Genomic DNA, 21,857 nt, shown 5'->3' with positions numbered 1-21,857 from the left:
AAGTAGAATCATGGCTATGCAGACAGGAGAAAATGAACAGGCACTAAGAAAGATCTTGGATATGACAAGACTCATCAGCATTATTATTTTAATAATCCATTTTTATTATTACTGCTATGCTGCTTTTCAGGAGTGGCATCTTGTCAGTGGCTTTAGTGATAAAATTATGGGCAATATTTACAATACCGGATTATTCAGTAATTTTCATAAATCCAAACTCTTTGCATTGGGATTTTTGATTATTTCTTTAATTGGTGCCAAAGGGCGAAAAGATGAAAAACTGAATTACAAAACAGCTTTTGCTTACATCATTACAGGCATTCTTATTTACTTTATAAGTTATCTTTCACTATACCTGAAAATAGAATTAATGCTGGCAGCAATTGCCTACATGACCATTACTTCCAGTGGCTTTCTTCTGATGCTTTCCGGCGGTACATTATTATCGCGTATTATAAAAAACAGGCTCAACAGCAAAGATATTTTTAACAACGAAAATGAAACTTTTCCTCAGGAAGAAAGACTTTTGGAAAATGAATATTCCATCAATCTCCCGGCCCGCTATCATTTAAAGGATAAGGTAAGGGACAGCTGGATAAATATTATTAATCCTTTTCGGGGACTGCTGGTTTCCGGTACTCCTGGAGCCGGGAAATCCTATTTTGTTATACGTCATGTCATTACCCAGCACATCCGTAAAAAATTTACCATGTTTGTCTATGATTTCAAGTTTGACGACCTGACCAGAATTGTCTATAATACCTGGCTTAATTACAAACATCTCTATCCAAAATTACCTCAGTTTTATGTTATTAATTTTGATGATCTGACCCGAACAAACAGGTGTAATCCGTTGGAGCCTTCAGGTATGAGTGATATAACGGATGCTTCCGAATCGGCACGTACTATTTTGCTCGGACTCAACAGGGAATGGATAAAAAGACAGGGCGATTTTTTTGTAGAATCACCGATTAATTTTCTTTCAGCCATAATATGGTATTTACGAAAATATAAAGACGGCGAATTCTGTACGCTTCCCCATGTAATTGAACTCATGCAGGAAGACTATGATAGTCTCTTTACTCTGCTTAGGACTGAAAAAGAAATTGAAGTACTCATTAATCCTTTTGTGAATGCCTACCTAAATAATGTTATGGACCAATTAGAGGGGCAAATTGCTTCAGCGAAAATTGCCATGGCAAGGCTTTCCTCTCCACAATTGTATTATGTTTTATCGGGCAATGATTTTACATTGGACATCAATAATCCTGAAGATCCCAAGATTGTATGCATGGGCAATAATCCGCAGAAAATCCAGATATATGGAGCTGTATTATCACTATATGTTAACCGATTGGTAAAGCAGGTAAATCAAAAAAAGAAACAAAAAAGCAGTCTGATATTTGATGAATTTCCAACTATTTACCTCAACAATATGGACAGTTTGATTGCCACAGCTAGGAGCAATAAAGTAGCAACTTGTTTGGGTATTCAGGATTTTAGCCAGCTGCGTAAAGACTATGGACGGGAACAGGCAGACGTGATTATGAATATTGTTGGAAACGTAGTAAGCGGACAGGTTACAGGAGATACTGCCAAACAATTGTCAGAGCGTTTTGGAAAAATTATGCAGGACAGGGAAAGCCTTTCCATCAATAGCGGAGATACTTCAATAAGCCGGTCAAAACAATTGGAATCTGCTGTACCGCCGTCCAAAATTTCTGGACTTAGTTCCGGTGAATTCGTCGGTATGGTAGCCGATGATCCTGATTGTAAAATAGAACTCAAAACATTTCATTCGGAAATAATAAATGACCATGAAGCATTGAAAAAAGAACAGGATGGGTATGTCGATATTCCTATTATTCGCAAAGTTGATAATGCAATGGTACAGCGCAATTATCTACAGATAAAAAAGGACATCAAGGATATTATTTATGCAGAAAAGGAAAGACTATTAAATGATATTGAACTAAGTCATTTAGTAATTAAGAAGTGATAATAAATTAAAATCAAAAATAATGATACAAGAACAATTTACCGATATAATCCAATTAATAAAACTATCCAGATCAAAAGCCATTTCAGCAGTTAACACTGAAATGATTAATCTGTACTGGAATATTGGACAATACATTTATAATCGTATCGAAACAGCACAGTGGGGGAAATCAGTAGTTAAAGAACTGGCTGATTTTTTGCAAAGAAGTGAGCCTGATTTAAAAGGATTTTCGGATGCAAACCTTTGGCGTATGAGGCAGTTTTATGAAATCTATAAAGATACGCCAAAACTCGCACCACTGGTGCGAGAAATTAACTGGTCCAATAATCTGATTATCTTTTCTAGATGTAAAACAGTAGAAGAACGAGAGTTTTATCTAAGCTTTTCAAAAAGAGAAAACTATAGTAAAAGAGAACTGGAACGTCAGATTTCATCCAGTCTTTTTGAAAGAACTATGATTGGAAATTCAAAACTCGCACCACTGGTGCGAGAAATACACACGGATGTCAATAATACTTTTAAAGACAGTTATATTTTTGATTTTTTAAACCTTTCTGAATTCTACAGTGAGAACGAATTACAGCGGGGACTAATTAAGCAGATGAAGAATTTCATTTTGGAATTAGGGAAAGATTTTATCTTCATTGATCAGGAGTATAAACTGCAGGTTGGCAATAGCGATTTTTATATTGACCTTTTATTTTACCACAGAGGATTACAATGTTTAGTTGCTTTTGAATTAAAAGCAGATAAATTTAAGCCAGAACATTTGGGACAGCTAAATTTTTATCTGGAAGCATTGGATCGGGACGTTAAGAAACCTCATGAAAATCCAAGTATTGGGATATTATTGTGCACCGATAAAGACAGCAAGGTAGTGGAGTATGCTCTTAATAGGAGTATGTCTTCTACTATGGTTGCTGAATATAAGATTCAGCTTCCCGACAAAAAATTACTGCAGCAAAAAATGCAGGAATTACTGGAATAGAGATGATTCGCGGTTCATGCTTTTTGAAATTGGATTTATTAAAAAGTGTCCGATGATTCAAATCTTAAATACAAAAGCGTAAAAATTAAATTTTGCCAGCGAAAGGCTGAAAATTGCAGTTAAATTTGTACTTGTTTAAGTAGCCATCCCAACAGATTTTAATTATGAAAAAATGCCTTTTATGCCAAGAAAAAGAAGCTGATAAAACAGGTTCCCACATAGTCCCTCATTTTTTAATGAAACGAATTGACAACCAAACCGGGGCAAAAGGAAGGGATAAGGAGTTAGGATTTGTTATAGGAAAACTGGAAACCAAAGGTTATTTTGGTAGAAATATACTCCCTGAAGACTTAGAGAAAATTTATGGAGAGGTTGACGAGCAGTTAATTGAAAATAATGATATTTCTCTTGTAGTAGACCATTTTTTCTGTTCTGACTGTGAAAAAAAATTAGGAAATCTGGAAAGCCTGTATGCCGTAAGTTTAAATAAAACAGCAGATCATGACACCAATTATAACAGTATTGAAAAGGAAGGTATTGGTTTTTTGTTTTGGATTTCAATTCTTTGGAGATTGTCCATATTAGGAAAGTGCGGAATTAAGCTTAAAGAAAAGGAAGAAAGAAAACTAAGAAGAATTTTAAAAAAGTACCTGACTGATGATAATTTCGTCACTTCTGATGAAGACTTGAAGAACATAGGATACAAATTAATAAGGTCGGCAAATTATAAGCAGGTACCTCATACATACCTTCATTGCTCAGGGTTCAATATTAGACCATATTCAATAATGGTTGATGAGTTTATTCTGTTTTTCTATTTTAAAACCACGTATTTGAAAGCTATGGAATGTACGTTTTACGGTTCAGAAATTTTAATAAAAAAAGCGGAATATAATACAGCTTTTGCGCCAGAGAGGATATTGTCAATTAAGGAAAGTGAACTGCAGGAAATTATTCAAAATCTTGTCAACCATATTGCATCTTTACGAATGAACGAATATGCTCAAATTCTTGATCAATTACACCAAAAACTAGGTGGTAAAGGAAAAATGGATGTAAGATTAAAGCAAAAAATATTCGATAACATTGCGGCAAGCGAGGAACCCATTGGCAAAAAATATAGTTTTGAAAATATTAGAAAAATTATGGCAGCAACTATTATGCAAGATAACTAAGGCGCAAAAAGTTTACAATTATTTGGACTTTCCATACCAGTTTTCCGGATAGAGACGCTTACTTGAACGTAATTGGTTATAGTAGTTTAGAGCATTATTTCTTATCCAATTTGTTGGGGGTTGAAGGAGATTTATTTGATATTGGAACGACATTTTCTTTAGTTTTTTAACAGAATTATTTTTATGTACATTCGTCTTTTAATTTCCTTTTAATGAAAAAACAAATCAACGAAATTGACCAATGGGTCGCCATAAGAAGCAGTTTGAATAATTCTTATGATTACTCAGGGCAGTGGAATACTGCTGTAATGATTTTTCAAAATAGAATTCTAACAAAATATTTTAATGCAATCAACAATCTTATCCATCCCAATACCAAAGAAGGGGAGGGTTTTGCAATAGTAACTCTGCAGTGTGCGCTAATTGAAATGTTTGCCGCGTTTAAAAAAGGAGCAGTTTACAACCATGGCTTAACTCCTAACAGTCCTGCATATGAATACAAAAACAGCAGTTTGCTGTTTACAGGATTCCTTACTACGGCTGCAATTTTTGAAGGAATTTTTCATGCGAAAGACAAAGCAGGAAATCCCAGAAATACTCCTTTTAGCGCAGCATCTTTTTATGCCCAGGTGCGATGCGGACTAATGCATGAAGCCAAAACAAAAGGAAACTGGCATATTAATGCTACTTCAAATGATAATCCGTCAGATCGAAAATTTATTAAACAGAAACAGAAGGGGAATGTAATTTACAGGACCTTGCTTCAATATGCATTGGAAGCGTATTTTAGAACATATTTAGACGAATTACAAAATCCTGATCCCGCCTACAATCCCCTGCGAAGAGTTTTTGCCAGAAAAATGGATAACCTGTATGATATTAAGGATAACTTCGAATGGTGGACACCCTAACACGTCACAAGTAGCAGTACCTCTAATAAATAAATGACAATTCAAATGCCGATACAAAATAAAATTTCTGATTTCTTCTACACTGATGCTTATGAATTTCTAAAGCGTTATGAAATACTAAACGAACATGCTTCTCATTTAGGTAGTAGAAGCAAATTACTCGTTGATTTGTGCTTTGCCTTGGAATGTGCTTTAAAATCTTTAATCTTTCTTGAAACCCAGCTTGATGTAAAAGAAGCGTATAATAAAGTAAAAACGCACAAGCTGGCAAAACTTGTTGATCTGCTGGAGCCTGACTCGAAAATAAAATACAATGAAATCATTACAATAAACCTTGAACAATACGAGGTCTATCTTCGATATCAGCTGGAAAGTGAAATTGATTTTAGAAATGAAACAGGAATTCTCGATAACCGGTATTATTCGACAATCGTTAATCAGCAATGGCTTGATAGTATTTACCATCAGGTAAACAGCTTAATGGAATATATAAAAAGCCGTAATCCGGTTGATTTGACACCAATTAATATTTCAGATGTTAATCTGGAGCAGCAAATAGAGAATCACACGACATTAGTCAATCTTCGGATCCGAAATTAATTTGAGATATATAAATTAATTCCCTGCATCAATACACAGGGAATTATTATTAAATGCCTTTTATAAATTGCAGCCATAAGCTCAATACTTATCTCGACTCCTTATTATGACTAATGTTTTTTCAAAAGAGAATGGAATCTATCTCTTTAAGCAGCAAAGAATCCTTTTGCAAATGAAATAATGCGTAAGCCCCAGGTAAATAACGTTTTAAAGAAGGGTAAAAAGTCTTTTTTATATTTTTTGGTTATCATGTATAATTCCAGTTTCTCTAGTTTATTTGGGATATAATCAGGACTGGTCAGTACAATAAAAGTTAAGAAATCTTCACCTGCCTCTTTAATGTGATGATATTTTACTTTACTGGGACTTTTAAAAACGGACCGGATGAAAGGTTTCTCATTTTGCTGGTTTTCAATGGTGTCGGGAAAAATTACAAAATGTACCTTTCCATCCGAGGACTGTGAAATTATTAACGCCCCGCCATCTATCACCTCAAGTTCGCTATTCAGCAGTTCCCCTTCTTTGTCAAACTCTTGGTGAAATCTTCCCGAGGGTCTTTTTCCAATGTAAAACTGTATAAAGTTGGAGAAATTTTTAGTTCTTAAAAACATCGTATCCTGCTCATCAATTATATACAGAGAATCATAATACTTTATCTCAGAAGCTGTACTTGTGATCTGTGAAAAAATTTCTCTTGCAAGTTCACGTAACGTACTCCAGTCTTGTCTGGCAGCGTGGGCCTTCTTAAGGCTTTGTGTTTTTTTTCTGTTGAGGTTCTTTAGGAGGTTTTTCATTTGATAGCAGCTAATGTTTAGATGAGGGATTTTTCAAACTGCCGTAAATGTAAATAGAAAGTGTAAATATTTCATGAATCACGGCATATAAACCGTAAAGTTAATCTCGTATTATTCAGCTGAATTGTAATTTTTGGATAAGCAGAATAAAGATTTCCGGCAGCGTGGAATGATTTTTCTCATGGTTTAGACTTCATTTTTTATTTTCAGGTATTAATTTTTTACTAGGATTCATCTTGTTGTTCCGCTCTTACTACTTTGATGCATAGTTTTTTATGCTGTAAGCGGTAAATATTTATTTTCTAAGATTGATCCTCGGTGCTGTCTTTTTCTCATTGTTCTTAAAACAAGTTCCCTTTGAGGCACATTTAAAGAAAAACTACTCATCTGTTCAAAATGCTTAATTATTTGTAAAGAAAGCTATAGGTTATCTAAGCTTTCACTCGAAACGGACTAAAAGGGCAGCTAAGATAGTGACTTAAGCATGCCCCGTGCGCATAATGGCGGCGCTCCCCTTGCCACCCTTCGGGACTTATAGCCCGTGCACATCCTTAAGCCACTGGCATCTTGCTTTCTTTTTTCCCGTTTTTTCGTTTTGAAAACAATTTTTGTGGGAGCAGGATTAGAGAGAAAGTAAACAGTAGTAATCCTTAAAAATTAAAATTATGGAAATCACAGGACGATTAACAGCAGATGCAGTAGTTCAAAAAGTGAACAATGACAAACAAGTGGTCAATTTCAGTATTGCCATCAATGACAGTTACAAGCCTAAAGGCAGTACCGAAGTAAAGGAAGTAACAACCTATATCGAATGTTCCTATTGGTTAAATACTGCTACAGCACAGTGGTTGAAAAAAGGGACACTCGTACAGCTCTTTGGGCGCATTGGCTTAAGTGTATACAATAACAGTGAAGGTGTAGCGGTGGGCAGTCTGACCTTTCACACCAATAACATTAAGATTTTGGTTTTTCCTAAAAAAGCAGAAACTACTCGGGGCAATTCAGTAGTAAAGGAAAAGAAATCAAAAAAAACAGCAGACGTACCTTTTTAATAATAGAGTAATCACTTAAAATGTAACATCATGGCACACAATATAAATTACAACGAGCAGTCAGGGAAACACAGTTTTTTCAGTACTAAAGAAAAAGCATGGCACAATTTAGGGCAGGTTATTACGGATTATCCAACAAGCGCCCAGGCAATTACCCATGCAGGTTTGGATTATGAAGTAGAAAAACGCAAACTGTTTACACCCAGTTCAACTGAAATTATTTTGGATAATGAAATCATCCGGAGTAAAATAGAAGTACCGAATTACTACAGTACGGTGCGAACCGATAATGATGCTGTATTGGGCGTGGTTGGAAAAGACTACCAAATCGTACAAAACAGGGATGCCTTTTCTTTTTTTGACAGCATCGTAGGTGGTGACGGTATCCTATACGAAACCGCAGGGGCACTCGGAAAAGGGGAACGCATCTTTATAACTGCTAAACTGCCGGATTATATCCGTGTTGGTAACGATGATTTGATTGAAAAATACTTGTTCCTGACCACTTCCCATGACGGAAGCGGAAGCATAACCGCAGCATTCACCCCCATACGCATCGTATGCAACAATACCCTTAATGCCGCTATGAACAGTAAAACCAATACCGTGCGTATTCGTCATACCTCCAATGCCAAACAGCGTTTGGAACAGGCACATAAAGTAATGGGCATATCCGATATGTTATCATCACAGATGGAGAATATTTTTAACCGTTGGACAAAAATCCGAATAACGGACAATGAAGTAAAAAAACTAATACAGTCCGCCCTTGTTCCAAATAAGGAAGTGCTTAAAACCATACAAGATGGTAAGGAAGAGGAACTCTCCACTTGCTTTACCAATATGGTAGATAATGCATTTGAATATGCCATGAGCAACCCAACACAATTGATGGATACCACCGAGGGAACTGTATTTGGGGCTTACAATGCAGTCACAGGATATTTTCAGAACGTGAGAAATTACAAAGATGAAGAGGCTAAATTAACTTCCCTTTTGATGGGGGGTACAGGGCAGATTCGCACACAATCCGCTTTTAATCTTTGCTTGGATTTTGCAAATGAAGGTTCGAATGCCTTGATTCTTAATTAACCAATCAGGACAGGAAGTTCCTGCCTGTCCTTTTAAATCCTGAGAACATGATACAAATAGAAGATATAAACGGAGAAAACATTGATATAATCAATTTATCCGAAGCGATAAAGCAGGCAGACTATTTCAGAAATTTTGCCCACAGCGACAAACTATTTGAAAAGTTTGATAAAAAACGGCAGGCCTATTGGCAGGACGTTTACGAAAAGTTAGTAGCAATTAGTGATTTAGAGGTAGAACAAACTAAAGAGTAAAGCAATGGAAACCAATTTTTTTAAATCAATCCTTGCCTTGCAGGTAGCAGGGAATTGGAACATAAATATAGCCAAAGAAGAGGCAGACAAACTCATTGTATCGGTATTGTTTTTTAACGATACCATTGGCGATGATGCCCGTAAAAAAGTACCGCCTATTTTGCTAAAAGGTACGGTAGAGGAACTCGACAACGGATTTTTTCAGGCGATTGCAGAGCCTGTACAAGATACCGCAAAGCTTTTTGCCAATATGGAGCAGTTCCTCAAAGAAAAGGAACAGGCAAAAGTCAGCTCGCAGATGCAGAAAGACAACGAACTGAAAAAGGAAAAATCCGAAAAGCAGAAACAGTATGAATCAGCTATGAAAAAAGCTGAAGAACTCGAAACAGCAGGAAAATTTAAGGAAGCATGGATGAAAGTGCCTTCTGTCGACCTGTATCCTGAGTATAAGGATATTATTCACGCCCGCAAGGCAGAACTTTCCGACAAGTTTCCCGTAGACCTTTTTAATGACCCTAATAACGAAGAATCATGTTAACAGCAACCACCTTAGAGCGCATTTTCTCTTTTAAGGATAAAGAGGTAGAGATTAAACTCGCTGACCCGTCACCATCCCTAAGTCCCGAAGCGGTATTGAACTTTTATGCGCAGACCTATCCCATTCTCACCACAGCATCCATAGAAGGACCTGTTATAAACGATGATGCCGTGCAGTACAAATTTATATCTCAGATCGGCACAAAAGGATAAACCATGAAAAAGAAAATCACAGCAGGCAGTATTAAGCCTCCAAAAAATAAAAAGCTATGCAGACTATACAAGCAGTTAGGAAAATTCATTCAGGACGCAGAGAGGCTTCCCGATGCGCAGGAAATAAGAAACAACCCGAAAAGTTCCGTACCGCTCGACCTTTTGCCGATGGTTTTTTAAGACATTCCTTTCTACCATTGTTCGAAAAAGGCGAAAATTTACCCCGCAAATTTCAGATGGAAAATGATTTTTTCAATTCTCTTGTTATCCTGAAAAGGCTGTATGATTTTGAAACAATAGATGTGACAGACAAATCCTATCCTTATAATATCCTCTTGGTATACACAGACATTCAGAAAAAGCTTAGTCAATCGGGTAAGGATATTGAACTTAAAATAATGCAGGATGATGATGGCATAGTAAAACTGGCAACCCAACATTGCTATAACACCTCCAATACATTGTACTATATTCCTGTACTGCCCTTGTATCGACTATTACAAAATAGGAAACAGAAACAAACTGCTGAATTATTGCTGTCTGTTTTTGCCTATCTGTACCATATTGCAGGAATTCCGTATTACAGGGAAAACAACAGCTATCTTTTTTATAACTACGAGTGTATGGAAGAATGGCTGATTGATGAATTGGAGGATGAAGAGTCCGAAGCAGGAAACAGCATGATTTCAGAATTAAACTCCGCTTTTTACTGCGGAGATGTTATGCACCGTAAAATCTACAATGCCTATCATTTAAACGTCTTTGAAAAACGTATAAGAAGTTATAAACCAAATACTGATTTCGAAAAGGATTGTCTGAGTGTTGCCAAACAGGCATTGGCATTAATGCTCGAATATCCTGCCTGTAGTGTTTTCCAAAATACATCGAATCGGGTGTTTGAAAGCGAGCAGGGGATAATAAGGGCAGAGCAGTATATTTCTTTTATAGCAGACACCGATGGACTGCTCTATGAGAATATTGCACGTGTAATCAATGACGAATTTAACGAGTGCTCCCAAATTGAAGAGCCGACACTCCTGCAGGTCTATGACGCCCCAAACGGGTTAACCCGTAAACTGCTTGATTTCGAGTACAGGCTCTTTGCGCTTCTAAATGATTTATGTACCCTTTTAAACAATATGACATGAAAGATATAACCCAAAAATTCGGGACATTATACAATCCTGTAAAAGCCTTTGTGGTCTATCAGAAACTTTCCGCTGAAAAATCCATTTATGTGGAAGGCTATGACATCGATATAAACGGCTGTCCCATAAATGCCCATCCCTTAAGTCTGAGGGAAAGCACAAAGCTTGCCGATGCGCTTGACACCTCAGAGGAACTCACTCGCAAATTCCTGAAACCTTTAGGACTGCTTCCCAAAAATGTACTGCACCTGAATCCCGAACATGATGGTTCTGCTATTTGGTATACGCCCTCCCAAAAAGTCAGTTTGTTTTTCGTGGAGAGTTTGGGTATTAAAAACGGAGAAGCATTTCTACCGCCATTGCTGTGGAAAGCCTCTAAAAATGCCCTGTATATTTATGCAATGTACGCTGATGATCAGATGGATGAAAATACAGCCCTGTGCCATGCACCGTTTTTTAATCTCTACACCGATGGCAGGGTATGTATGGGGACAGTATCGGTAAATATAAAGCCCAATTGCCATTTGGAAGAATTCATTGCATTATGGGAGCAGTATTTTTTTAACAGCTATTTCAGTCATCTCATTGGAAACTCAAGCCCTGTAAAAGGGAACATCATACAGCTTTGGCAGAAACTGGTAGGGGGCAATGAACCCTTTCCAATAAAGTCCCTGATCAAAAACGGTTTAACAATTAAAGATATACTATCATGAAAACACAAAGCGCTATGCATTACACCCACAATTACCTGATAAACCCAACTAATCCTATAACGGTAAATCTCATTGGGGCGGGAGGGACGGGAAGCAGGATGCTTACCGAACTCGCAAGAATAAGCCACAGCCTTATCGCCTTGGGGCACGTTGGACTGCAGGTCAATTTATTTGATGATGACCTGATAACCAAAGCCAATCAGGGCAGACAGCTTTTTGCAGATGCCGAGGTAGGACTGCCTAAAGCCGTGGCACTTATCAACCGTACCAACCGTTTTTTTGGAACCAATTGGAAAGCTGTAACCCAGCAATTCTCAACAGCTAATCTGAAATCCCTTCCCAATCGTGGCAGGGCAAACCTTTATATCAGCTGTGTGGATACCGCAAGGGCACGTTTTGATATTGCAGATTTCCTGCTGAGTTGTAATGCTAACAGTGATTTTGAACGTACCAAATCCCTCTACTGGCTTGACCTTGGCAACGCTCAGAATACGGGACAGGCTGTGCTCTCCACAATCAGCGAAATCAAACAGCCTCACTCTAACCTTTACAAGACGGTCTCCAGTCTTCCGATGGTAACCGCTGAATTTAAGGAATTACTCCAAATGCAGGACGATAGCAATGAGCCGAGCTGTTCCCTTGCCGAGGCACTTGAAAAGCAGGATTTGTTTATCAACAGCACACTTGCCAGTATGGGGGCATCGCTCCTGTGGAAACTCTTTCGGGAGGGCATGACCGCCCATAGGGGATTTTTTCTGAATCTGGGAACTTTGCGCTCAGTACCCATAGCGGTGGGCTGATGCCCGCCCGCCCCGCAATTGAGCTTCCTTCCTCTGGTCGGTCAATTGCGGGGCGCTCTAAGCGGTGTGCCTTCCCTTTTCGTGAAATTAACGAAAAGGGAAGGCACGTTTGTTTGTTATAGGTATTCTCCAAGCTGGCTTTAGTGTTGCATACAGGGCAATAAGGTGCTGAATTTTCCCAAATTTATAATTGAACTCAATGATATTAAAATGGCATTTTGCCGTGACACGCAAATTGAAATTATAAACAAATTAAATAACTGAAAGAAATTAATTCAAACTTAGTTATTTGGGTGAACGCAGGTTTTCCAGTATTCCAGTACAGTATTTACCAGTGATTTTGTTTTATGATAATCATTTTCTTTTTTAAAGAAACCTTGAATGCTGAGTGTAGTGTAAGCTTCTTCAATGGCACTTTGCGTTGCAGCAGTGGAATAAAAAATGAAAGGGATACTTTTTTTTCTCAGAATCGGGTCAGCATCTATAAGTCGTTTTAATTCAAGTCCATTCATAATTGGCATGTTCATATCGCAGAAAATAATCAGCATTTTTTCAGTACTCTCGCAAAGATAGGAAAGTGCTTCTGCGCCATTAATTTTCCACACTATTTTGTTGGTGTTGCCAAGAGATACGATTACATCTTCTAAAATTTCCTTGTCATCTGCATCATCTTCTATTATTAGGATATTACCGTTCTTTGTCATTTTATAGGTTTTAAAGGGATCTAAATGTATAAAGTTTTTTTTACATATTCATACTTAGAAGCCAAATGTTCAAAGATCGTCAGCCAGGTGGTTGAAAGCCGAATTTTATGGGGCTCTTTATGCATCAGTTATTCTATAGTTTAATCCTTTTTGTGCCCATGATTTTTTTTGGATTTATTTTCAAGAAGATTTATTGCGTATATGTGAGATATTGCTGGGAATCTTTATCATTATCACTTTTGCACTGCAGATTCCAAGTAGGGATATTTATGAACCCTTCGGTTCCATTTTACCATCCCTTATCTGGCAGGCAATAAATCTCATAAGTGGGAAAGTTTGCTGAAAAGGCCTAAAGTTTAAAGCAGAAGAAAAAATTAAAGCGCTTCGCCTGCCTGTTTTAAGGGCAGGACAACAGTGAATTCTGCCCCATTATCTCTTTCTCCTTTGGCATTGATCGTTCCGTTGTGTCTTTTGGCTATTTTTCTGCAGAGTGCCAGGCCAAGCCCGTTGCCCTCATACTGGTCTTTGGAATGCAGTCTTTCAAAGGCTGTAAAGATTTTCTCCGCATACGCGGAATCAAGTCCTATTCCATTGTCTTTTATTGTGATTTCTACCCAGTCCCTGTCATTATTATTTAATATCGAACAGGTCATAGTAATCCTAGGAGGCTCATCTGCATTGGAGAATTTCAGCGCATTTTGGATCAGGTTGAAGAAAAGCTGGCTGATCAGGATCGGGGCACCTTCTATCTGTGGACACTTACAAGTATGCAGCATGGCGCCTTTTTCCTTTATGATTAGTTCCAGATCTGTTTTAATATTTTCAATAACCTCATTCAGGTCAATATTTTCAATTGGCTGCATGCTTTTATCCAGCGTGGAGTAGGCCAGTATCCCCTCTATTATATTTTCCATCCTTTGGGTCGACTGGTCAATTTTACTGAAGTACTTTTTGGAGTTTTCATTGAAATCGGATTGCTTTTCCTCTTTTAATAAGGTATTGAAGATTTTAATTTTTCGAACCGGCTCCCTCAGGTCATGGCTTACAATATTGGCGAAATGCATAAGGTCCTCATTGGATCTTCTCAGTTCGCGGGTATTTTCAGCGACCTGTTTTTTTAATTCCTGCTCAAACACTTTTTGCTCGTGGATATTCTGTACAATCCCAATAATAGTGGCAGGAATCCCATTCTCGTCTGTGATGATTTTGCCGTTAATTTTAACCCATTTAATAGTCTGATCGGCATTTATGATTCGGGCCTCATAGCACATTTTTCCTGTCAATTGTGCCTGCTGATGTGCTTTTTCCCGCAGTGCCTGATCCTCGGGATGAAGTTTTGTAATGAGTTCTTCATTTGCTGTTTCCTTATCAAGGGACCAGATTGTATTGAAATTTCCAGAGGTTTTGATTTTTTTTGTAGCTAGATCTATTTCATAAGTGCCTATTCCGCAAGAGTCAATAGCGATCCTGAGCCTTTCCTCTGCGCTTTGGGTCTGAAGCTTTGCCAGATGCAGTGCTGTCACATCTGAGCCTGTATTCATAATACCGTATATTTTTGCCTGTTTGTCAAAAAGAGGGATAAAGCTGTAGTTAAAGTAGTAGGACTGCAAGACACCATCAATGACCAGGTCCACTTTTTTGTTTTTGGCATGAAAAGGGATCCCGGTTTGAAACACACTGACAGCCTGCTGATAAAACTGCTGGTTTTCAATTTCAGCAAGCAACTCAAGGTATGTTTTTCCAATAATCTGATCTCCCTTGCCCCAGGCCTGTATCATAGCTGTATTGGCCAGTTCTATTTTGAGTTCTTCTCCTAAATAAACAGCTATTGGCAGAGGGGTTTGATTCACAATGTCTTTTAAAAGCAGTAGATTATCATACATGTGTGCCAGATTTAGATTTTTTACGAATTTATTTTAGCTGGCCGCATTTTCTGTTATAATAATTTATATGAATATTTCATCATTACAATGTTTTGACCCTCAATGCATTGATCTAAACTTTTTTATTTGATATTCTTAAATTTTTAGTTGTTTATTAAATATATATCATACTTCATTATAATTTTTTAACCAAAAATAAAAAAAAGAGTCCGTTTCGGTATTTACCCAAACGGACTCTTTATAGAAAAAAAAATCTTTCTAATTTGGATTTGAAGTTTTTGTAATTCGTATAAGCTTAGCATTTACAAATTCATAAATTCCGGCAGGAGATTGTTCGCGGCCATATCCGGATCCTTTAGTTCCCCCAAATGGCAGTTCTGGGGTAATGCCTGTAAGATGGTTGATGTAAACCATTCCGGTTTCTATTTGTCGCGCTACATTTAACGCTCTTTTTTCATCGCCGCTAAAAACACTTCCGCCAAGACCAAAATTAGTGGCATTAGCAAGTTCTACCGCTTCATTTTCATCTTTAACACTATAAAACATAAATACCGGGCCAAAGATTTCTTCGGTGTAAGCAGAGTTTCCAGGCTCTATGTTTGTAAGTAGGGTCGGTTCCATAAAAGCACCTTTGCGATCAATTCGTTTACCGCCCAATAATACAGTAGCGCCTTCTTTTACTGCCTGCTGCACTTGTTTGATAACACCTTCAACGGCTTTCTCGCTGCTAAGAGGAGCAAGTGTTGTTTCTGGGCTCATAGGATCTCCCGCTTTAATAGAGGCAAATTTCATTTTAACTTTTTCTAAAAATGAATCTGCAATGCTTTCCTCAACAATAATTCGTTTAGGAGAAGTACAAACTTGTCCTGCATTCCACATACGGCCGTTTACGGCAGCTTCAACAGCTTCATCTACATTGGCATCATTTAGCACAATAAATGCATCGCTTCCGCCAAGTTCCAAAGTTGATTTTTTGATATACTTACCGGCTGCCGCTGCAATCGATGCTCCGGCTGGCTCGCTCCCGGTCAGGGTAACAGCTTTAATACGTAAATCGGCAACAAGTTCACTTGCTTTATCACCGGGTATAAAAAGATTTTGGTAAACGCCCTCGGGAGCACCGGCTTCCAGAAAAATATCTTCCATAAGCTGAGCACACTGGGGTACATTTGAAGCATGTTTAAAAAGCATCGTATTCCCAGCCATTATATTAGGCGCCGCTGATCTGGTAATCTGGTAGAAAGGAAAGTTCCAAGGTTGGACACTAAGTAAAACGCCCAGCGGTTCATAGCTAAGGAAAGCAGACCCTATAGGAGTTTCTAACGGACTATCAGCCAGAAATTTTTCGCCATTGTCAGCATAATAATCAAAAATAGCGGCACTTAGTTCTACTTCTTGTATCGCTTCCCGATGTAATTTACCCATTTCCAGTGTGGCCAAGGCCCCTAATTCTTTTTTTCTGTCGCGCATGATAGAGGCTACTTTATGCAATAATTTAGCTCTGACATTAAAAGCGGTTTTTTTCCAGGTTTTGAAAGCTGCGTCTGCTTTTGAAATTTTTGACTCGAGCTCTTTATCGTTCATAACGTCAAACTGTTTCACAATTTCGTTAGTAAACGGATTGACTGATTTAACAGATGATTCTTTAATTGAATTTTCCATAATATAATATTTAAAGTATTCTTATAAAGGTAGTCTATAGGTTTTCCAATAACCTTAGCGTACTGTTAATGTTTATTATCGCTTTGTTAAAGTTGCAAAGTGTTTATCAAATCAAACCATAATATCGACTTAGTAGTATATTTTGGTAGAACTACTAAAAATGAGGATACGGTAAATTATAATAGAAATTGCTGATTAGTACAGCGTCAAAAAAACAATCCGTTATTCTCGTTTTCTAAAACTGCCTTAACTTTTATGGCTGAATTGAAGCCAGCTCTAATTTAATTATTATATGCGGCTGCATAAACTTCCTTTGCAAAATCTTCAGCAGTAGTTGGGCTGGTTGTATATTCATCTCTTTTTTGATAATTAAAGATCCCTTCTTTAATGCCAATTGCCATCTCTAACAGATTTTCTATGAAATCTTCGGTAAAACCATTGCCTGAAAAGATTTGTCTTGCCTGTTCTAAAGGAATTTGAACATATTGTAAATCTGGGTTTCCAATAGCTTCACCGGCAATTTTGGTAAATTCCCTCATAGTGTAGTTGCGGGGTCCCATCACAGCATGGACGCTTTTGCCTTCAAAATCAAGATCTGCCAGATGCCCTGCTGCAATTTTTGCGACATCTTTTGTTGCTGCCATTGGGATAGGATGATCTCCATCTGCAGCAGTTCCATTAATTCCTTTGCTTTTTACCAGAGCAATAGTCCTTAAAAAGTTTTCCATAAAATAGGCAGAACGAATATGCAGGACGTTTACACAGGCTAATTGATTTAATCGGACTTCCTGTTCTGCTGTTCCTCCCATCATTCCGTTTCCTTCATGCATATGGGAACCTAGACTGCTCATGTTTACAATATGTTTTATGCCAGACTTTTCAATAGCCTCAATGAAGTTTCCCGTTACCTGTCTTTGATAGTTTCTGGTATTTTCAGCTTTAACATTATCTGGCAGAATGAGAAAGGCGCTATCTGCATTTTTAAAAACATTGGTAAGAACTTCAGCATCATTTACATCCCCTGCAATGATTTCGGCACCCATGCTGCGGAATTTTTCCAGTCTTTCTGTATTTCTGGCAATAACAATTACATTGTGGCCCTCATTTAAAAGGTTTTCTGCAATTTTGCTTCCAACATTTCCTGTTGCTCCAAGTATTACTATTCTTCGTTTCATTTTTTTAAATTTTTAGTTATTTATTACATTGCAAAGGTGTTGTAATCAGCGATGATAAACTTGTATCAAATCACTGTTCATAATTTATTTGCTGATCATTGGTGCAGATTGCCACTGTACATGCCTTGGTCGAAATATTTAGCTTCACGCTCTGTAATAAACAGTACGATCCCACTAGTTTCCAAAGCCGAAAATGCGGGGCGCTGACTTTAAATTATTGCGTTTTCACCTCCATTAAGCAATATTCTGTCCTTTAGGTTTATCTCTGCATGAAATACATAAAAAAGAAATTCTGAGTTTTTGGAGGCAGGTTCTGGCTAAATGATTTCTTCGCCTTTTTCTAATCGCAAATCCATCAGCCAGGTATTACTTCCAATTTGTAGCGGGTAATCATTTCCTTTCCCTGCTATTTCTCGCCATTGGTTTATACTGTAGATTTCTGGCAGATCGAGAAATTGGAACTGTGCAGGGAGGTTATTTTTTTCAGGTCGCATAAAAATCTGCAGCCCTTGTAAAACACCTCCTTTTTCCAAAACCTTCGGGCTGTCTGCCATATTTTATGGTATTATCAATTTTCGTGATCATTGTTTTGATTATTTATTTGATTAATTTATTTCTATGACAATCTTTCCTGTATAGCCGCCTTTTTCTGCATATCGGTAAGCTTCTTCATATTGCGAGAAAGGAAATACCTTATTAACCTCGATATCCAGCCCCTTATTCACTGCATCTAACAGAATATTAGTGTAAGCTGTACCAGGACTTGAAAGAATGACAGTGTGTTTTTTATCTGTAAACAGGTTTTTTAAAATTGAGAGCGGGATTTCAATTGGCCGTGGGGTTGGGTTCAGGAAAATAGATTTAGGCTTCATGATTTCTTTTGCGCTTTTATATCCCAGTTTGCCGGACAAGTCGATGATAATGTCATAGGCAGTTCTGTGTAAAAGAATATTTTCCTTCGTGTAATCGATGACCGTATCCGCACCCCATTTTTTAGCATACTCTATACCTTTTGTACTTGTAACTGCTGTAAGGTTTGCGCCGTACTCCTTTAATAATTGTAATAAAAACATTCCGAAACCGCTTGTTGCACCATTAACTAAAATGGAAGTTTTAGAATTAATTTTACCCATTTTCTCGATGGCAGTTACGGCCGCTGTTCCCGCTACAGGAATAGAAGCAGCCTGTGCAAAACTGATGTTTTCAGGTTTTTTCCAAACCAGGGAAGACGGCACGGCAACATATTCTGATGAAGCGCCTTCTTTCATTATGTTTTTTACCACTCCAAAAACTTCATCTCCAATTTTGAAACTGTTTACAGAAGATCCAATATCTTCAATAATGCCCGAAAAATCAGCTCCCGTATGCTTTGGGAACTTCGATCCTGACATTAGTTTCATTTCTCCTTTTCTTATTTTCCAATCCATTGGATTGATAGAAAATGCTTTTACTCTGACTAAAACCTGTTCAGGTTGAATCATAGGTTTTGTTTGTTCTATAATTTGTAAAACAGCTGTGTTTCCAAAATCTTTGTATGCTATTGCTCTCATGTTTAAAATTTTTAATTGTTTAGATTTGATAAGGCAAAATTGCAGATATGCTGCCAGCCAAACTTGTATCAAATCACTATTGTGTTTTGGAAAACATAAATAGAATCTAGGAAATAAAAAAAAGGTTATCAGCAATGATGCCGATACCCTCCAGAAAATAGGTGTATGTTGCTAACTTAGTAAATCTGTATTAAATCGCTGCTGAATTTTAAGGCTTTAGGCGGCATTCCAAACATTTCGTACATATACTTGTTTAGTTGCGGAAGGTCATAGAATCCAGTATCATACGCAATATCCGTAAGGCTTTTTTCTTTATCTGTTAGAGCAATATAAATCGCTTGTCGCAGTCGTGTCCACAATAAGTACTTTGACAAACTGCTTCCGGTCTGCTGCTTAAAAAGAGAGGCCAGGCGTGAGGGGGAAAGAAACACGATATCAGCAAAGGTCTGCGGTGTTATATCTGATTTGTAGTAATTATTTTTAATGTACTCAACTATTTTACTTACCCTTTCATCATAATCTGCAGCTGGTAATTTTGAAAGCAGGGCTTCAAGCACCACATTAATGTTAAGACTGTTTGCAGGTGTATCAAAGAAAGCATTTGTTTCTAATGGAGAATCAAAAATTATAGATTCTTGATTTTCTTTAAACCTGCCTGATAACTCTAAACCAATCGAGGAGTAGGGTTCTATGTTCAAAACATTTAATGTTCCTTTTTCTGCTACACACAAATGCCTGACATGAGGCTTTATGAGAAAACCGTGAATATGCTCATGAAGCTTACCGCTGATAGTTGAATTAAAAGGCGTATCATTTGATAAAACGATCTGGTATGCAGAATGGTGGTGAATTTCAACAGTTAGATTTCGTGCCTGCAGACCTAAAACAAATTGATTCATAGTTGGCTTTTAATTTAATAATAGCTTTTTTTCTTTACAATAATATTACATTTATCCACACCGGACACTATGGATAAGGTAACTTTTTACATATTTCACTTAAAGGGAACTTCTAAGTCCAAAGTGGCTTTTATATTCTCATAATTAATTATAAAACATACATAAATACAGGAATGAATTTATCTTATAGTTTTTTTTGATGATTCTATTTTGATCGTCAGAATTGATTTAGCGAGTTAAACAGAAAAGAGCTGAAGTGTAAACTCCAGCTCTTCATTATTTATCTTTTGAAAATTTCCTACCAGGCAATTTCGCCTTCCTGGTCGAAGAAACCACCAGTTGGCCCGTCATTGCCAATTGTTGTGTATTTTACTATAGCATTTGCTCCTTGTTCAATAGTTTGTGTTCCTGTAAAGTGATTTAGGTCAGTTGCTGTAAATGCTGGATTGACACTATTAATTTTGAATCGTGTTTTATTTTTAAGTTCGTGTGATAACATTACAGTAAAAGCATTAAGTGCGGTCTTCGATGAGCAATATGCAGCAACTTTAGCTTCGTAGAATGGATATTCAGGATCTTTGTGATTACTCAATGAAGCCAAATCACTGGAAACATTGACAATTCTTGGCTCGTCTGATTTTTTTAGCAATTCCAGAAAATGCTGCGTTACTTCGATAAGGCCGAAGCTCTTGGAAATAGTATTCTATATTTGATAATGATATCGGAGATATCTGGGGAAAATAAAAGGGCATTTTCGAGGCCAGGATAATTGTACACGAATCAAATCTATGAAAATTAAGTGGAAAGTCTTTTTACTGATTTGTTTGAAGATAAATTAATAACTGATTTTTGTTTTTAATAATAAAATAAACGTATTCTCAATATATTTGTTATTCATTGCGAAAATGACGTCTAACTAACTTTACAAAGTGATTTTTTTTCTTCCAAAAAGAATAAATAGAAAGTTTTTTATCTTCTCCTCCAAGGAACCTTTCAATGAAGCTAGGGCTATTGTCATTTGGGATTCAACAGTCTTAATTGATATTTCCAGATGCTCAGCAATCTCAATATTTGTCAGTCCTTCTTTTTTACTTAAAATAAATATATTGCGGCACTTAGGAGGAAGCGTTTCAATTTGTTTGTTTACAGCACTTAATATTTGATTTATAGATTCTGAATCATCTTCATGAGCTATGTTGTTTAGTGATTCAAAATAGTTTTTTTCGACTGTATATAGTAGCTGTGATCTTCTGTATATATCTATAAACTCATTATATACCAACTTATACAAAAAGCTTTTAATGGAATTTTTAGGCTTCAATACATCGCGCTGTTCCCAAACTTTTATAAAGGTGTTTTGTACAATATCTTCAGCTGTGTAAATATTTTTAACAAGGCTATTTGCATAAGCACATAAACTCTGATGATGGGTATCAATCAAATACATATATGCTTTTTCATCCCCTTTAATAAGGGAATTGACTAAAGTTTCATTTTCGTTGAATTGATTGATTTTCATTAGAGCAAATATATAAAATTGTTTGTTTTAAAAAAGTAATTGAATATTATTTTCAGTATAACGCTCTTTTGTTTGAGATTTTTTTTCTTTTGCATGAAAATTAGTGAATAATTCTATTTTCTATTTATGGTATAATTTCTCTTTAACATAGACTAAATTTGAAGTATTTGACAGTATTAACTCTCA

General features: G+C 36.9%; 23 protein-coding genes. 13 read left to right on the top strand and 10 right to left on the bottom strand.

Features of this window, described 5'->3' with window-relative positions:
- Positions 1–16 precede the first annotated feature (16 nt).
- From mobC to ACHRVX_RS13815, 5 genes are all read left to right on the top strand, one after another.
- Positions 17–1,999 carry a conjugal transfer protein MobC gene (gene mobC, locus ACHRVX_RS13835; protein ID WP_395334095.1) on the top strand — a complete coding sequence of 661 codons (1,983 nt, stop codon included), beginning with the start codon at positions 17–19 and terminating at the stop codon, positions 1,997–1,999.
- Between the two features lie 25 nt (positions 2,000–2,024).
- Positions 2,025–2,990, top strand: a complete 966-nt coding sequence (locus ACHRVX_RS13830; protein WP_395334093.1) for a YhcG family protein — start codon at positions 2,025–2,027, stop codon at positions 2,988–2,990.
- 164 nt (positions 2,991–3,154) lie between these two features.
- Positions 3,155–4,165 (top strand): hypothetical protein, encoded by a 1,011-nt coding sequence (locus tag ACHRVX_RS13825; protein ID WP_395333140.1) that lies wholly within the window; start codon positions 3,155–3,157, stop codon positions 4,163–4,165.
- A 212-nt stretch (positions 4,166–4,377) separates the two neighbouring features.
- Complete coding sequence (locus tag ACHRVX_RS13820) at positions 4,378–5,076, top strand: hypothetical protein (protein WP_395333138.1); 699 nt, start codon at positions 4,378–4,380, stop codon at positions 5,074–5,076.
- A gap of 45 nt (positions 5,077–5,121) precedes the next feature.
- Positions 5,122–5,676 (top strand): hypothetical protein, encoded by a 555-nt coding sequence (locus ACHRVX_RS13815; protein ID WP_395333136.1) that lies wholly within the window; start codon positions 5,122–5,124, stop codon positions 5,674–5,676.
- A 146-nt stretch (positions 5,677–5,822) separates the two neighbouring features.
- Here ACHRVX_RS13815 and ACHRVX_RS13810 read toward each other — a convergent pair whose 3' ends face one another.
- Positions 5,823–6,470, bottom strand: a complete 648-nt coding sequence (locus ACHRVX_RS13810) for a hypothetical protein (protein WP_395333135.1) — start codon at positions 6,468–6,470, stop codon at positions 5,823–5,825.
- A 665-nt stretch (positions 6,471–7,135) separates the two neighbouring features.
- On the opposite strand from ACHRVX_RS13810, the gene ACHRVX_RS13805 reads away from it, so the two are divergent.
- From ACHRVX_RS13805 to ACHRVX_RS13770, 8 genes are read left to right on the top strand one after another with little or no spacing between them, the layout of a single operon-like run.
- The gene (locus tag ACHRVX_RS13805; protein WP_395333133.1) at positions 7,136–7,522 is read left to right on the top strand and encodes a single-stranded DNA-binding protein; all 387 of its coding nucleotides are present in this window, start codon (positions 7,136–7,138) and stop codon (positions 7,520–7,522) included.
- Between the two features lie 30 nt (positions 7,523–7,552).
- Positions 7,553–8,614, top strand: a complete 1,062-nt coding sequence (locus tag ACHRVX_RS13800; protein WP_395333131.1) for a DUF932 domain-containing protein — start codon at positions 7,553–7,555, stop codon at positions 8,612–8,614.
- 47 nt (positions 8,615–8,661) lie between these two features.
- Positions 8,662–8,868, top strand: a complete 207-nt coding sequence (locus ACHRVX_RS13795; RefSeq protein WP_395333129.1) for a hypothetical protein — start codon at positions 8,662–8,664, stop codon at positions 8,866–8,868.
- A 4-nt stretch (positions 8,869–8,872) separates the two neighbouring features.
- Positions 8,873–9,406, top strand: a complete 534-nt coding sequence (locus ACHRVX_RS13790; RefSeq protein ID WP_395333127.1) for a prtrc system protein e — start codon at positions 8,873–8,875, stop codon at positions 9,404–9,406.
- A complete protein-coding gene (locus ACHRVX_RS13785) occupies positions 9,400–9,618 on the top strand; it encodes a PRTRC system protein C (protein WP_395333125.1) in 219 nt (72 codons plus the stop codon). The genes ACHRVX_RS13790 and ACHRVX_RS13785 overlap by 7 nt, the downstream gene beginning before the upstream one ends.
- A 56-nt stretch (positions 9,619–9,674) precedes the next feature.
- The gene (locus ACHRVX_RS13780; protein WP_395333123.1) at positions 9,675–10,766 is read left to right on the top strand and encodes a hypothetical protein; all 1,092 of its coding nucleotides are present in this window, start codon (positions 9,675–9,677) and stop codon (positions 10,764–10,766) included.
- Positions 10,763–11,479, top strand: a complete 717-nt coding sequence (locus ACHRVX_RS13775) for a PRTRC system protein B (protein WP_395333121.1) — start codon at positions 10,763–10,765, stop codon at positions 11,477–11,479. Before ACHRVX_RS13780 ends, ACHRVX_RS13775 begins: the two co-directional genes overlap by 4 nt.
- Positions 11,476–12,279 carry a PRTRC system ThiF family protein gene (locus tag ACHRVX_RS13770; protein WP_395333119.1) on the top strand — a complete coding sequence of 268 codons (804 nt, stop codon included), beginning with the start codon at positions 11,476–11,478 and terminating at the stop codon, positions 12,277–12,279. Before ACHRVX_RS13775 ends, ACHRVX_RS13770 begins: the two co-directional genes overlap by 4 nt.
- Positions 12,280–12,560: 281 nt before the next feature.
- Here ACHRVX_RS13770 and ACHRVX_RS13765 read toward each other — a convergent pair whose 3' ends face one another.
- The 9 genes from ACHRVX_RS13765 to ACHRVX_RS13725 all read right to left on the bottom strand — a co-directional run bounded on the left by ACHRVX_RS13765 (position 12,561) and on the right by ACHRVX_RS13725 (position 21,671).
- Positions 12,561–12,983 (bottom strand): response regulator, encoded by a 423-nt coding sequence (locus ACHRVX_RS13765; protein ID WP_395333117.1) that lies wholly within the window; start codon positions 12,981–12,983, stop codon positions 12,561–12,563.
- A 374-nt stretch (positions 12,984–13,357) separates the two neighbouring features.
- On the bottom strand, positions 13,358–14,866 hold the full coding sequence (locus ACHRVX_RS13760) for an ATP-binding protein (RefSeq protein WP_395333115.1): 1,509 nt from the start codon (positions 14,864–14,866) through the stop codon (positions 13,358–13,360).
- 258 nt (positions 14,867–15,124) lie between these two features.
- Positions 15,125–16,528 (bottom strand): NAD-dependent succinate-semialdehyde dehydrogenase, encoded by a 1,404-nt coding sequence (locus tag ACHRVX_RS13755; protein WP_395333113.1) that lies wholly within the window; start codon positions 16,526–16,528, stop codon positions 15,125–15,127.
- A gap of 281 nt (positions 16,529–16,809) precedes the next feature.
- Complete coding sequence (locus tag ACHRVX_RS13750) at positions 16,810–17,703, bottom strand: SDR family NAD(P)-dependent oxidoreductase (RefSeq protein WP_395333111.1); 894 nt, start codon at positions 17,701–17,703, stop codon at positions 16,810–16,812.
- Between the two features lie 317 nt (positions 17,704–18,020).
- Positions 18,021–18,257, bottom strand: coding sequence for a hypothetical protein (locus ACHRVX_RS13745; RefSeq protein ID WP_395333109.1), 237 nt, complete (start codon positions 18,255–18,257; stop codon positions 18,021–18,023).
- Between the two features lie 51 nt (positions 18,258–18,308).
- Entirely contained in the window at positions 18,309–19,253 is a 945-nt protein-coding gene (locus ACHRVX_RS13740) for an NADP-dependent oxidoreductase (protein WP_395333107.1), read from the bottom strand.
- 176 nt (positions 19,254–19,429) lie between these two features.
- On the bottom strand, positions 19,430–20,152 hold the full coding sequence (locus tag ACHRVX_RS13735; RefSeq protein WP_395333105.1) for a helix-turn-helix domain-containing protein: 723 nt from the start codon (positions 20,150–20,152) through the stop codon (positions 19,430–19,432).
- A 298-nt stretch (positions 20,153–20,450) separates the two neighbouring features.
- Positions 20,451–20,828 (bottom strand): SDR family NAD(P)-dependent oxidoreductase, encoded by a 378-nt coding sequence (locus ACHRVX_RS13730; protein WP_395334091.1) that lies wholly within the window; start codon positions 20,826–20,828, stop codon positions 20,451–20,453.
- A 246-nt stretch (positions 20,829–21,074) separates the two neighbouring features.
- Entirely contained in the window at positions 21,075–21,671 is a 597-nt protein-coding gene (locus ACHRVX_RS13725; protein ID WP_395333103.1) for an RNA polymerase sigma factor, read from the bottom strand.
- Positions 21,672–21,857 lie beyond the last annotated feature (186 nt).

Origin of the sequence: Flavobacterium sp. FlaQc-47, assembly GCF_044006475.1 — a bacterium.
GTDB lineage: Bacteria > Bacteroidota > Bacteroidia > Flavobacteriales > Flavobacteriaceae > Flavobacterium.
This window is presented reverse-complemented; position numbering and strand designations above follow the sequence as displayed.

What these genes read in the sequence shown, in the direction of transcription:
- mobC (WP_395334095.1), top strand. Translation starts at nt 17, where the DNA reads ATGCAGACAGGAGAAAATGAACAGGCACTAAGAAAGATCTTGGATATG.
- ACHRVX_RS13825 (WP_395333140.1), top strand. Translation starts at nt 3,155, where the DNA reads ATGAAAAAATGCCTTTTATGCCAAGAAAAAGAAGCTGATAAAACAGGT.
- ACHRVX_RS13820 (WP_395333138.1), top strand. Translation starts at nt 4,378, where the DNA reads ATGAAAAAACAAATCAACGAAATTGACCAATGGGTCGCCATAAGAAGC.
- ACHRVX_RS13815 (WP_395333136.1), top strand. Translation starts at nt 5,122, where the DNA reads ATGCCGATACAAAATAAAATTTCTGATTTCTTCTACACTGATGCTTAT.
- ACHRVX_RS13810 (WP_395333135.1), bottom strand. Translation starts at nt 6,470, where the DNA reads ATGAAAAACCTCCTAAAGAACCTCAACAGAAAAAAAACACAAAGCCTT.
- ACHRVX_RS13805 (WP_395333133.1), top strand. Translation starts at nt 7,136, where the DNA reads ATGGAAATCACAGGACGATTAACAGCAGATGCAGTAGTTCAAAAAGTG.
- ACHRVX_RS13800 (WP_395333131.1), top strand. Translation starts at nt 7,553, where the DNA reads ATGGCACACAATATAAATTACAACGAGCAGTCAGGGAAACACAGTTTT.
- ACHRVX_RS13795 (WP_395333129.1), top strand. Translation starts at nt 8,662, where the DNA reads ATGATACAAATAGAAGATATAAACGGAGAAAACATTGATATAATCAAT.
- ACHRVX_RS13790 (WP_395333127.1), top strand. Translation starts at nt 8,873, where the DNA reads ATGGAAACCAATTTTTTTAAATCAATCCTTGCCTTGCAGGTAGCAGGG.
- ACHRVX_RS13785 (WP_395333125.1), top strand. Translation starts at nt 9,400, where the DNA reads ATGTTAACAGCAACCACCTTAGAGCGCATTTTCTCTTTTAAGGATAAA.
- ACHRVX_RS13780 (WP_395333123.1), top strand. Translation starts at nt 9,675, where the DNA reads ATGCAGACTATACAAGCAGTTAGGAAAATTCATTCAGGACGCAGAGAG.
- ACHRVX_RS13775 (WP_395333121.1), top strand. Translation starts at nt 10,763, where the DNA reads ATGAAAGATATAACCCAAAAATTCGGGACATTATACAATCCTGTAAAA.
- ACHRVX_RS13770 (WP_395333119.1), top strand. Translation starts at nt 11,476, where the DNA reads ATGAAAACACAAAGCGCTATGCATTACACCCACAATTACCTGATAAAC.
- ACHRVX_RS13765 (WP_395333117.1), bottom strand. Translation starts at nt 12,983, where the DNA reads ATGACAAAGAACGGTAATATCCTAATAATAGAAGATGATGCAGATGAC.
- ACHRVX_RS13760 (WP_395333115.1), bottom strand. Translation starts at nt 14,866, where the DNA reads ATGTATGATAATCTACTGCTTTTAAAAGACATTGTGAATCAAACCCCT.
- ACHRVX_RS13755 (WP_395333113.1), bottom strand. Translation starts at nt 16,528, where the DNA reads ATGGAAAATTCAATTAAAGAATCATCTGTTAAATCAGTCAATCCGTTT.
- ACHRVX_RS13750 (WP_395333111.1), bottom strand. Translation starts at nt 17,703, where the DNA reads ATGAAACGAAGAATAGTAATACTTGGAGCAACAGGAAATGTTGGAAGC.
- ACHRVX_RS13745 (WP_395333109.1), bottom strand. Translation starts at nt 18,257, where the DNA reads ATGGCAGACAGCCCGAAGGTTTTGGAAAAAGGAGGTGTTTTACAAGGG.
- ACHRVX_RS13740 (WP_395333107.1), bottom strand. Translation starts at nt 19,253, where the DNA reads ATGAGAGCAATAGCATACAAAGATTTTGGAAACACAGCTGTTTTACAA.
- ACHRVX_RS13735 (WP_395333105.1), bottom strand. Translation starts at nt 20,152, where the DNA reads ATGAATCAATTTGTTTTAGGTCTGCAGGCACGAAATCTAACTGTTGAA.
- ACHRVX_RS13725 (WP_395333103.1), bottom strand. Translation starts at nt 21,671, where the DNA reads ATGAAAATCAATCAATTCAACGAAAATGAAACTTTAGTCAATTCCCTT.